Annotated in this window: 10 protein-coding genes; 4 read left to right on the plus strand and 6 right to left on the minus strand. The window is 71.5% G+C overall.

Translation table 11 applies throughout. The features are described from left to right. Both AC08OJ_RS14830 and AC08OJ_RS14835 read right to left on the minus strand, forming a co-directional pair. A partial coding sequence (locus AC08OJ_RS14830) for a tetratricopeptide repeat protein (RefSeq protein WP_476596014.1) occupies nt 1–2,051 on the minus strand: 2,051 nt, incomplete at its 3' end. Further along, on the minus strand, nt 2,045–2,932 hold the full coding sequence (locus AC08OJ_RS14835) for an AfsR/SARP family transcriptional regulator (RefSeq protein ID WP_476596016.1): 888 nt from the start codon (nt 2,930–2,932) through the stop codon (nt 2,045–2,047). The genes AC08OJ_RS14835 and AC08OJ_RS14830, both read right to left, overlap by 7 nt. 303 nt (nt 2,933–3,235) lie before the next feature. Between AC08OJ_RS14835 and AC08OJ_RS14840 the strand changes: the two genes are divergently transcribed. Together AC08OJ_RS14840 and AC08OJ_RS14845 are read left to right on the plus strand one after the other, a co-directional pair. Beyond that, nucleotides 3,236–4,009 carry a hypothetical protein gene (locus AC08OJ_RS14840; RefSeq protein ID WP_476596018.1) on the plus strand — a complete coding sequence of 258 codons (774 nt, stop codon included), beginning with the start codon at nt 3,236–3,238 and terminating at the stop codon, nt 4,007–4,009. Between the two features lie 74 nt (nt 4,010–4,083). After that, a complete protein-coding gene (locus AC08OJ_RS14845) occupies nt 4,084–4,725 on the plus strand; it encodes an SAV_6107 family HEPN domain-containing protein (protein ID WP_476593532.1) in 642 nt (213 codons plus the stop codon). A gap of 76 nt (nt 4,726–4,801) precedes the next feature. Here the strand turns inward: AC08OJ_RS14845 and AC08OJ_RS14850 are convergent, their stop codons facing one another. Then, a complete protein-coding gene (locus AC08OJ_RS14850) occupies nt 4,802–5,035 on the minus strand; it encodes a hypothetical protein (protein ID WP_476593526.1) in 234 nt (77 codons plus the stop codon). 7 nt (nt 5,036–5,042) lie between these two features. On the opposite strand from AC08OJ_RS14850, the gene AC08OJ_RS14855 reads away from it, so the two are divergent. After that, nucleotides 5,043–5,933 carry a class I SAM-dependent methyltransferase gene (locus AC08OJ_RS14855; RefSeq protein ID WP_476596019.1) on the plus strand — a complete coding sequence of 297 codons (891 nt, stop codon included), beginning with the start codon at nt 5,043–5,045 and terminating at the stop codon, nt 5,931–5,933. Between the two features lie 88 nt (nt 5,934–6,021). Continuing rightward, nucleotides 6,022–6,432, plus strand: coding sequence for a DUF3040 domain-containing protein (locus AC08OJ_RS14860; RefSeq protein WP_476593528.1), 411 nt, complete (start codon nt 6,022–6,024; stop codon nt 6,430–6,432). Here AC08OJ_RS14860 and AC08OJ_RS14865 read toward each other — a convergent pair. The 3 genes from AC08OJ_RS14865 to AC08OJ_RS14875 are packed head-to-tail and all read right to left on the minus strand — an operon-like array spanning nt 6,380 to nt 11,357. Then, nucleotides 6,380–8,926, minus strand: coding sequence for a transglutaminase TgpA family protein (locus AC08OJ_RS14865; protein WP_476596020.1), 2,547 nt, complete (start codon nt 8,924–8,926; stop codon nt 6,380–6,382). The genes AC08OJ_RS14860 and AC08OJ_RS14865 overlap by 53 nt on opposite strands. Beyond that, nucleotides 8,923–10,290, minus strand: coding sequence for a DUF58 domain-containing protein (locus tag AC08OJ_RS14870; RefSeq protein ID WP_476596021.1), 1,368 nt, complete (start codon nt 10,288–10,290; stop codon nt 8,923–8,925). The genes AC08OJ_RS14865 and AC08OJ_RS14870 overlap by 4 nt, the downstream gene beginning before the upstream one ends. A 38-nt stretch (nt 10,291–10,328) precedes the next feature. After that, complete coding sequence (locus tag AC08OJ_RS14875) at nt 10,329–11,357, minus strand: AAA family ATPase (protein WP_476593531.1); 1,029 nt, start codon at nt 11,355–11,357, stop codon at nt 10,329–10,331. Between the last annotated feature and the right edge of the window lie 322 nt (nt 11,358–11,679).

Here is an 11,679-nt window from a genome sequence, read left to right on the forward strand (position 1 = left end):
AACGAGGCGAGGATGTCACCCCGGCGGATGAGCACACGTGGCTCCCAGCGGGTGTCGGGTAGCTCGGCGAGCAGCGGCAGGCTCTCGTTGTAGCTTGCCAGGGCCCGGTCCAACCGGTGCTGGAAACGGTGGAGATCGCCCAGCCGGCGCAGGGCCAGCGCCTCCAGCGGACGGTTGCCGAGTTCGCGGGCGATCGACAGGCTCATCGTCAGGCAGTTGATGCCGTCGGTGAGCTCGTTGCGGTCGCCGTGGACCATGGCGACGTTCACCAGGGTCTCCGCCTCGGCCTTGCGGGCGCCGGCCCGGCGCATCATCTCCAGGCCGGCCTCGAAGCGGACCAGGGCCGTGGAGAACTCCCCCCGACCGCGGCAGGCGTCGGCCAGCCCGCGCAGCGTCCGGGCCTCACCCAGCTCGTCGCCGAAGTCGGCGAAGATCTCCCGGGCCCGGGTGAGGCGCTCCGTGGCCAGCGCCAAGTGGTCGACCGTAGCCCGGTAGACCTCGACCGCCGGTTGACCGTCGGGGTCCGTGCCGTCCGCGTCCAGTCGCCAGAAGGCGTCCTCGAAGGCCAGCGTGACGTCGCGCTCGGCGAGGTTGGTCAGCAGCGTCGCCTCGGCGAGGCGGTGCCCGGCCCGGCGGGCCGCGGCCAGCCCCAGGACGTGGCTCTGCTCCCAGTCGCCCCAGTGCGCCGCGAAGGCGTAGAACTCGGCGGCCTCGGTGGCGAGCAGCCAGGTCGGCTCGCCGAGACCGGCCGCGTGGGCCTGGTCGATCAGGCTCATGAGGTTTCCTCGTTCCCCGCCGAACCAGACCAGCGGCTGACCGACCAGGTCGGCGACGCCTGCCTGTTCAAACCGAAACACGGCCCCCGTCGTGAGCGCCGCCACGTCCTCGGCGACGGGGGTAAGGGTGCGCACCTCGCCGGGGCTGAAGGTGTCGACCGCCTCCCGCAGCATCGCCAGATAGGCGTACAGCAGCCGGCCCAGGGCCGCCCGGTGTTCTCCGGACACGGTGGAGGGGGCCCCGGCAGCGTCGTGATGCCCGTTGTCGGTGTGCCCGTTGCCGGTGTGACGGTTGTCCCCGCAGGCCTCGGGGATCCGGCCCGGGGTCGCGGGGTGGCCGAGTGGGGTGCCGACCCCGGTCTCGCGCTCCCGGGCGAACACCCGGAGCAGGTCGTGAAAGCGGTAGCGTTCGGTTCCTGTCCGGTCGGCGCCACGTCGTTCGAGTAGCTGGGCGTCGGCGAGCCGGTCGACGACGTCCTCGGCTTCGTCGAGGTCGAGGTCGAGGACCGCCGCCGCGGCCCACGGCGCGAAATCGCTCATCGCAGGCAGCGACAGCAGCCGGAAGGCGCGCTGCTCGTCCGGCGGCCGGCCCTCGTAGCTCAGCGAGAAGCTGGCCCGGATCTCCAGGTCGCCGGCCTCCAGCCAGGACAGCCGGTCGCGTTCGTTGGCGAGCCGCCCGGCCAGGCGGGCCAGTTTCCAGTGCGGATGGGCGGCCAGCTTGCGCCCGGCGATCTGGATCGCCAGCGGTAGGTAGCCGCACAGACCGACGATGTCGCGCGCGGCCTCGGGTTCGGCGTCGACCCGCTGCGTGCTGACCACCTTGGCCAGCAGCTCCACCGCGTCACTGGGCAGCAGGACGTCCACCATCCAGTACGGGGCGTTCAGGCCGTGCAGCCGCGACCGACTCGTGATGATGACCGCGCAGCCCGGGCTGGTCGGCATCAGCGGCCGGATCTGCGCCTCGCCCCCCGCGTTGTCGAGGATGATCAGAACCTTGCGGGTCACGAGCAGCTCCCGGTACATCTCGCCGAGATCGTCGGGGTCGGCCGGTACCGCGGAGCGGCTGACCCCGAGCGTCTGGACGAACCGGGACAGCACCCGGGCCGGGTCCAGTGGGGTGCTGTTGCCCCGCAGGTCCACGTACAGCGTGTCGGTGAACCCCGTGCGGACGCGATGCGCGACGTGCACGGCCAAGGCGGTCTTGCCGGCGCTGGCCTTACCCGCGAACGCCGCCACCACGGTTCCCCATGACAGCCCGACCGGATCGGTCAGCATGGCGTGCACCTGGGCCTGGATCGTGTCGCGTCCGGTGTATTCGCGGATGTCCGGGGCAGCTGGTATCCCCCCTGGCTCGTGGGCGCCACGGAGACCGGCCGGTCGAGCGAGCGGGGCGGGGTCCAGGCCAGGCTGGACGTGCCGCGCAGCACGTCCTCCTGCAGCTGCTGCAACATCGCGGAGTCCAGCCCCAGGTCGTGCAGTGCCTCCAGGCCCTCTCGGCAGGCCCGGGCCGTGTCCTCGATCCGACCGTCCCGATAGAAGGCGAAAACCAGCTCCCGGCGCAGCCCGTCGTCGTGGGGGTGCCGTGTCACCAGCACGCGCAGATCCCCGATGACCTCGCGATGACGACCCAGGGAGAGGTCGGCGGCGATCCGGGTCTTGACGACGTCGAGCTGGAGTTCGTCGAGGGCGTCCACGTAGGCTCGGGTGAACGGGTAGTCGATCAGGTCGACCAGCGGCGGTCCCCGCCAGAGGGCCTGGGCCTCCTGCAGCGGGGCGATCGCGCTCACCGGGTCACCGTCGTCCACCGCGCGCCGGCCCTGTTCCAGCAGCCGACGGGCCTGTTCGGAGTCGATCTGCTCCGGGCGTACGTCGAGGACGTACCCGGTCCCCTTGCGCAACAGCACCTCGGGCCCGGTCTCCAGCCGCCGCCGCAGCTCGCTGACATGGGTGCGCAATGTGGCCAGCGCCTTCTCCGGCGGTGGATCCCCCCAGATCACCTCTAGCAGCCGGTGACCGGGCACCACCTGACCGGCTTCCAGCAGCAACGCGGCCATCAGCACCTTGCGCTGGGTGCCGCCTAGCACGATGGGTGCCCCCCCGGTGGTGATCTCCAACGGGCCGAGGATGGCGAACTGCAGGTTGTCGCGGTCGGGCATCTGGTCCTCTCGTATGACCCCCGGTGATGTCTGTTTACCGCAGCGTGCTCCGGGAGGGGACATGGCGGCAACCACCGATCTGGAACGACCCCTGTCGTTATCCGCGTCAGGCCTGCCCGGTGCCCGGTGCCCGGTGCCCGGTGCCCGGTGCCCGGTGCGGGTAGCGGTCCGGCTCCGTGGGGCGTCGCGTGACCCGATCGCGGAATCCGGCTGTTTCGATCAACACATTCTCAATGGTTCTGGTGATTGTGCGTGCAGTGGGCGTTGATCGCTCGGAGGTGCACTGAGCCCACGAAACCGAGGGTGGCAGGCGGCCGGGAGACGGCCGGCGAGGCGGAGGGGGTTGGGAGCATGGCGATCACGGTGCCCAGGAGCCTGGCGAGGCGGCCCGCGTCGGCAGCGGGCCCGGGTCCGGGCCCGGCGGTGGCCCGGACCCGGGCACCGCGGCCGGCGGCCGGGGCGGGCTTTCTCCCGCGGCGGGCCGGCGGACTGCCGCACGAGCTGGTCTTCCGGATCGAGTCGGTGTCCCGGCACGCCTCGGTCCGGCACGTGCACATAGAGACCGGCGAGGGCGCGGTGCTGGCCGACTGGTGGTCGCGGGGCCGGGTCGAGCTGATGGCAGCCGGCCGGCCGTTCGCGCTGGAGACCGATCTCGATGGTTCCGGGATCCGTCTGGTCGAACCCATGGGACGGGTGCCCCTGGCCGCCTTCGAGCCAGGCCGCCACGGGGGCCGGGTGCGCCTGTCGGACGGTGCCACGCTGCGCTGGCTCACGCCGACCTGCGGCGAGTTCGCCAGCGGGCTCGTGGGTCACCGCGACGTGAACATCATCCGGTTTGCGCTGGACGGAACGGCGCTTGTCGTGGCCAATCCGGATGCGCTCGACCCGGGGGTCACCCGGGTGGCCCGGACGCCGGGTGCGGGTTCGGGACATGTCTGTCGGGGGAAAGTCGCGGACCCGCGGCTGGGATGGGTTCCCGACGTGGTAGCCCTGCTCGTCCTCGGCTGGTTTCTTCGGGTGGTCGAGTCCGAGGTCGTCGGATCTTCTCGATCGCGTGTTCGATACCTAGGTGCTTGACGGGCGGCGTCGGAGAGGGTTCACTACTTTGTGATCGAACCTATGTTCGAGATCTGGGAGGTGTCGTGACCACCGTGACCAGTCGGCCGATCAGTGGCTCGATCAGTGGCTCGGACCCGGCGGGAGGAGCGGCCCGCAGTAAGGGCGCGTTCGGCGGCCATGGTGGATCCACCGGGCCGCGCGGTGCGTCCACCGAGCCGGTTGGACGGACCCTGGTGTCGGCGGCGGGGCTGCCCCGCCGCTCCCGTGACGATCTGTTGGTCGCCGCCCGGCGCGGTCTCGGTGAGGCCGAGTACGCCCAGACGGCCGGGGAGCGCTACGCCCTCGCCCATCTCGCGGCGCTGCGGGCGGCGGCCGCCGTCCTGGCGGACCGGGCCCGGCCCCGTCCCGGTCGTCGCGGTCGGCCCGTGAGTGCCTGGTGCCTGCTTGTCCGGGTGGCCCCCGAGCTCGCGGAGTGGGCGGAGTTCTTCGCGGCGGGGGCCGCCCGGCGATCGGCGGCCGAGGCCGGGCTGAAGGTGGTGACCAGGCGGGAGGCCGACGATCTGATCCATCAGGTCGATCTGTTCATCGGGGTTGTCGAGGGCGTGCTGGGCCTGCCGTCCCAACCAGTGATCGCCGGCACCGGTCCGGTCGGGCGTGGGGAGGTCGCGATGGTCACGCCGCCGAGCCGACCACGGTCAGCCTGCCCTCGGCCCGGCGACGCCCCGGGCGGGTGACGAGCGGTTGCGTTTACGGTGAGCATCAGTCACTATCGGTTACCCCCCGAGGGGCAGTGGCTGGCGGAGCAGGAGATCATCGATGGTCCTCACCGGTTCTGGGCATCGGCACCGCGGCGCGCATCGGGCCGTGCCGTCCGCCGTTGCGCGTCGCAACAGCTGGGTACTGCGGGTCGTAGGGCTGTCGGCTGGCGGGCTGGTCGTCGGGGTTGTCATAGGTCTCACCGTGGGTCAGTGACGCGCCCGGTCCTCCGGCGTGGGCGAGCGGGCTGATGGCGGCGATGCCGACGATGCCGGTCTGAGGAGGCACGACGCGCATGACCAGCCATGTCACCGGCGCGGATCTGCGGCAGGCTGCGATCTGGCACGGCCTGCGGACGGTCCTGCCCGGATCGGCAGCGGGGGTTCCGGCCTGGTCGGTGGCCCCGACGGCCGCGACCATCCCGCCGATCATCGTTGCCGCGGGCGGTGGGAGTGGTAGCTTCGCTGTCCCCCTGGCGGTCGAGGGCTACCTGGTGATCGTCGTGGACCCGTCGCCGGACGCCCTGGCAGCGTTGCGCCGTCGCGCCGACGAACGGGGCGTCGCCGACCGGGTCACGGCCGAGCAGGGCGATCTGGGCGACCTGACCGGCATCGTCGGCACCGAGACCGCCGATTTGTTGCTGTGCCACTCCGTCCTCGACGTCGTTGACGATCCCGGGGCCGCGCTGGCGGGGGCCCTGCGGGTGCTGCGCCCGGGAGGCGTCCTCAGCCTCGTCGTCGCGGGCCGGGCTGCCACAGTGCTCGCCCGCGCCCTGGCGGGTCGCTTCGAGCAGGCGCAGGCCGTGCTGACCGGCCAGGGCGCCGGGGCGCCCCGGGCGGCCGCCGGGTTCACCACCGCCGAGATCGTCGCGCTGGTGGACGGGGCTGGCGTGGACGTCGTCGACGTCCACGGGGTGCGTGTGTTCGCCGACCTGGTCCCCGGGGCACTGGTCGACTCCGATGCCTTCACCGCGCAGCGGCTGCTGCGCCTGGAACTGGCCGCGGCCGCCCGGGAGCCGTTCCGTGACCTCGCGGCACAGCTGCATGTGCTTGCCCGCCGTCGTGCCGCTGGTACCGCTTGTGAAGCCGGCACCGCCGGTTCCCGTGATCGTGGATTTCCCGGTATGAAAGACCCCAGTTCGGGCACGGACCAGGTGACGGGAATCGCTCGGTTCCAACCAGCATGACAGGTTGCCTACCGCACCCGCCCGCACATGCCTATCCTTGGTTATCAGGTTCCGTCCGCTGGGCCTACAGGTCGTGGGAGGAGCGTCGATGCCGCTCTCGGAGAACGAGCAGCGCCTGCTGGAGCAGATCGAGCGCGCTCTCGTACAGGACGATCCGAAGTTTGCCAGTACCGTCCGTTCGACGGACCCCCGTACCTACCTGCTGCGCCGGGTGCGCCGCAGCGCGGTCGTCTTCGTCCTCGGTCTGGCCGTCCTGGTCGTCGGCGTGGTGCTCAACCAGGTACCGCTGACGGTGATCTTCGGCATCCTCGGTTTCCTCATGATGTTGTTCGCCGCGCTGCGCGGTGCGGCGGGCCTGCGCCGGATCAGCGGCCGTGACACCGGTCACCGGCGGCCGGGCGGTGTGCAGGGGGGATCGAAGCCGAAGCCGCGGGCTAGGGCTCCGTTCATGGAACGGGTCGAGGAGCGGTGGCGGCGGCGCTGGGAGGACCGTCCCTGACCGGGTCCGGCCAGTCCTGATTGTCATCATTCTGAATCGTGGCGGGTGCGGCGGGTGCGTCGTCCCCGCCGCCTCCCTGTCCTGTCCTCGACCGTCCGCGCGCCGAGGTCGGCGCGTCGCGCCGGAGAACCGATGCCGGGGCGATCCGCGCCAACATCCGCCTGGCCCGCGGTGCCAGCGCCCACACCGTGGTGGTGGCCAGGACGACATCCTCGCTGAGGTCTGCGACGGACGGCGGCGCGGCCATCTCCGGTGGCGCGTAGCGGGCCCGCTCCTCCGCGGAGGCCAGCCGGGCGAGTGCCGCGCGGGCCTGCGGGTAGGTCGTGGGGGGCCCGCCGTCCCCGGATTGCCACGCAGACGGTTCCGGGCGGGACCCCGGGGCCTGTGCGGTGGTCGGCTCGGCGTCCAGGTAGGCGGTCAGCCGGGCCACCCCGGCCCGCGGCGAGTCGCTCGGCCGGATCATGATTCCCAGATCCGCGGCGACGTCCAGCAGTTCTGCCCAGGCGTCGTGGACCCGTTCCACCGTCGCCCCAGACGGGTCTGAAGGATCGTCTTCGGCCGGGCGCAGTCGGACCCGCCTCCGCTGGATCCGGGTGATCGCCGGAACGGCCAGCAGGCCCAGGACGGGCAGGGCACCGCACAGCCAGATCACCCAGGAGGGAATCCCGGTGGAGGTCGAGGCGCCATCACCTGACCGCGGGGCGTCCACCGCGGTCGGATCGTCGCCGGGAGCCGGCGTGGAGGTATCCGGCACGGGCACCGGCTCGGGCGCTGCCTGCAGTTCGGTCTGATCCGGATCTTCCGGCAGGGCGGCCTCATTGTCGGGGTCCTCGGGCCCGGCGGGGGCGTAGGACGGCGCCGAGGTGGCTCCGTCGCTGCGGCGGGTCGGCTCGAAGCTGATCCAGCCGATCGACGGGAACCAGACCTCAGGCCAGGCATGCGCCTGCCGGTTGGTGATGACGTAGCTGCCGTCACTCTGCCGCTCCCCGGGGACGAAGCCGATCGCGACCCGGGCGGGTAGGCCCAGTATCCGCACCATGACCGTCATGGCCGAGGCGAACTGCTCGCAGTAGCCGCGGTGGGTGTCGAACAGGAACTGGCTGAGCGCGCCCTCCTGCGTGGTGGGGGCGCCCTGGAGGTCGTAGGTGAACTGCGGCCCCCGCAGGTATTCCTGGATCGCGTACACCTTTTCATAGGGGGTGCGCGCATCCGCGGTCACGGCCTTGGTGAGCTGGCGCAGCTGGGGATCGAGATTGTCAGGGAGCGCGGTCGCGATGTCGAGCGAGTCCGGGATTGGCCCGGTCGCGGCCTGAAGTTGCGCGCTCGTGGGATTCGGCACCACCGCGTCCACCTGGTAATGCGCGTTCGCCGTCGAGGTCCGGGTCGAGAAGATCGTGCCTGTCGGGCTCGCCAGCCGCCAGTCGCCGGTCAGCCCCTCGATCCGGGTTGGGATGCCCGGAACCGGCAGATACAGCTCGTTGAACCGCCCGGTGACGGCCACTTCCGCACGCACCGACTGGGTGGTGCCGCCCGTCCGTGGTTTCGGTAGTCCCTCGCTGACCCGGTTCTCCCGGGTGGCGTTCAACGCCCGCAGGGTGAACAGCTGGCCGTCGAAGTTCTCCAGCGCCGTCAGTCGCAGATACTCCGGCTTGTCGAAGCGCACCCGAAGCAGGGGCACCTCCGTGCTGGCGTGCAGCTGCTGGCTCACCGAGACGATCGGCTGCACGACGCTGGCTGAACTCGGACCGTCCCCGGCGCCGGATCCACCCTTGCGCGACACTAGTCCCTCGCCGTCAAGGGACGGCAGGCCCAACGGCACCGCGATCGCAGCGACGGCGACCCCGAGCGCGCCCACGGCGAGGCGACCGCCGAACATCTCGACGCCGGCCCTCCGCTGGTCGGAGACGGTCCGGCCCCATCGCCCGTACGCCAACCGCCCGTCGAGCAGGAGCAGGGCGATGAAGCTCACCGCGCCGAGTAGGAAGGGCACCGTGCCGACGCCCCCGGGCAGAATCGCCGCCGACACTGCATACAGCGCCAGCAGCGGAAGGCCGCCGAGCGTCGGGTGGTCGAACTTCACCACGATCAGATCGACGATCATAACCAGGAGGTAAACGCCGATCACCGTGAGGACCACCAGGCCCGGCCGGTCGGGCACCGGCGCGGCCAGCCGTGAGATGTCGGAGCCGCCGGCGGAGATGAGCGTGCGCAGCGTCTTGACCGTGGTGGCGGTCGGCAGGAAGCCCAGCAACGCCGTCGACCGCGCGGACAGCACGGTGACGGTGCCGATGAGGCCGACCAGACTGAGCAGGATCCCGGCCGCCGCCGGCAGCAGGAGCAGGCGGCTCGCCACCCCCGTCCCGACGGCCACGGCCGTGGCGACGAGTACCGGCCCGAACCACCAGAGGACACCCTCGAACAGACGGGTCAGCGCGCTGGTGGACAGCAGACAGACGACGGTGACGATCACTGTGGGCACCGGGCGGGCGTTCACGGCACCGACCGTCCGCCGATGTGGAGACCGCCGCTGTGCCCCGTTGCCCCGGTGAGTCCCACGGTCCCGGCACGTCCGGAGACTCCGGCGGCACTCGAGGCACCGACGCCGTCCGTGCCCCGGGCCCGGGCGGCGACCCGCGGCCACATCGCCGCGAGGCTGGTGCCCGCTGCCGCGACAAGGACCGCCCAGCCAGCGCGGGTGAGCACCGCGTGCGTCGTTCCGAGGTCAGCGGCGATCTTCGGGGCCGCCGCGGCGGTGCTCCAGCTGGCCACGTCGACGAGCACCGCGATCGCCGGGGCGCTGCGGGGCCGCAGCCCGGCCAGCGCGGCGGCAGTGGGCGCATCGGTGTGGCCGAGGACGGCGACAAACATGCCGCCGTGATCGGCCTGCCTGCGGCCGGCCGCGAGCGCTGGGTGCAGGGACTCGGTGGGGGCGGGCGTCAGCGTTGAAAGCTCGTCGAGGAGCCCGCCGACGGTACCCCCCGCGGCGATGGCCGCCAGCCCCTGATCGGTCAGCAGTCGGACCCGGTACCCGCCCCGGACGAGGTGGACGCCGATCGCCCCGACCGCGCTCACCGCCCACTCGAACGATGCTGAGGGGCCTCTGTCGGGCCACGCCCGGGTCCGGGTGTCGATCAGGATAGTCGCCCCGCCCGTCTGCGGGTGCTCCTCGCGCCGGACCATCAGCTCGCCGCGGCGGGCGGTTGTCTTCCAATGCACCTTGCGCAGGTCGTCGCCGGACCGGTACGGACGGGTCGTCGTCTCGTTCTCACCCGCGAGCCCGGTCGGGCGGCGCAGCTGGGTGCTGACACGCGCGGCACCGGTCGGGCGGGCCGACGGCAGCCGCTCGATCGGGGGGGCCACGACCAGCTCGTCCAGGCTGCGGAAACTGCGCGACAGTTCGCACAGCCCGAACGGGTCACCGAGGCGGATCGCCATCGGTCCGATCTGGTAGCGACCGCGCATCCCCGCGTGCAGGACATAGGACAGGTCCCGGCTGCCACCGGGCTCGATCCGGCCGAGTACGAACCGGACCCCGCCGCCCAGCCCGTCCGCGGCGGCGTCCTCCACCAGGAGTACCGACGACGGCGACCGGCTGACGTTTTCCAGTCTGATCCGGACCGAGACCCGGTCCCCGGCGGTCACCCGGCTCGGTTCGAGCCGGCGGGTGCAGGCGAGCCGGTAGCGGGTCCGGCAGACGAAGGCCGCCGCGAGCACGGGGAGGAGAATGAGGAGCAGGCCGATCCGCAGCAGGTCCTGCTCGCCGAGCACGGCCGCGGACGCCGCGCAGGCGATGCCGGCGGCGACGAACGACCGGCCGCGGATCGTCAGGCCACGCAGCGCCGCGACAAAGTCGCGCACCCGGAGGTTCCGCACCCGGAGGTTCCACACACGGAGCTCTAACGGCCGTGCCGGGTTGGGCGTGCCGTACCGGGACGAAGGATCGGAATCCGGCGCAGGACGTCGGTCAGGATGCGGGCGGCGACCTCGATCGTCGGCTCTCCGGAGAGCATGATCTCGGGCTGCAGCAGTAGGCGGTGCGCCATGACCGGGACAGCCATCTCCTGAACGTCGTCGGGGAGGACGAAACCGCGCTGGTCCAGGGCCGCGCGGGCTCGGGCAGCACGGATGAGATGCAGCGCCGCCCGGGGGGACGCGCCGAGCGCGATCTCAGGATGCGTGCGGGTCCCGCCGACCAGGTCGACGATGTAGTGGCGCACTTCGGGCGAGACGTGCACCGTGCGGACGAGTGCGATCAGCTTGGCGATCTCGGCGGCGTCGGTGACCGGGGTGATGCCGGCCAGCGGGTTGGCGTTGCCGTGGCTGTCGAGCATCTCCAGCTCGGCCGCGGGGGAGGGGTAGCCCATCGAGATCCGGGCGGTGAAACGGTCGCGCTGGGCCTCCGGCAACGCCCGGGTGCCCTCCATCTCCACCGGGTTCTGGGTCGCGATCACCATGAAGGGCGACTCGAGCCGGTAGGTGACGCCGTCGACCGTGACCTGGTGTTCTTCCATGCATTCGAGGAGCGCCGACTGCGCCTTCGGCTCGGCGCGGTTGATCTCGTCGCCGACGACGATGTTGGCGAACACCGGACCGGGACGGAACTCGAAGTCACGGGTGCCCTGGTTGTAGACGCTGACCCCGGTGACGTCGCTGGGGAGCAGGTCCGGAGTGAACTGGATGCGGCGTACCCGGGCGTCGATGGACCGTGCGAGGGCCTTGGCGAGCATGGTCTTGCCGACCCCGGGGACGTCCTCGATCAGCAGATGGCCCTCGGACAGCAGCACGACCAGGGCCGCCGTGATCGCCTCGGACTTGCCGTCGATGACCGTCTCGATGCTGGCCCGCACCCGGTTGGTGACATCGGCGAGATGGCCGATGTCGGTCACCGGGTCACGCCAGTGCAGAAGACCAGGGTCGGTCACCACGAGTTTGGCCCCCCTCCGGGTGTCGAGTGTCGGGATGCGTCGCGCGTCGGGATGCGCGAACCCAGCCCCGGTGGGACCTGTCCCCCCCCGAGTGTGACATCCACCGCGGGCGTGCAGGCCGTGGTGGTCGAGGAAACATGCCTCGAACCGGAGCCCGACAGGAGATGAGGGGTAGGTGTCTGTATCTGATCGGCCTCGCCGGGACGGCGAGTGAGACCGAATGTTCCTTCATCCACCAGAGTCATTTGTACTGATTTTTTGCGACTTATACCACCTTCTTCTTAGGTAGCGCGGGCGACCCCCAATGGAGGGGGTTCGGTGG

The sequence above is a fragment of the Frankia sp. CgKIO3 genome (genome assembly GCF_977946435.1).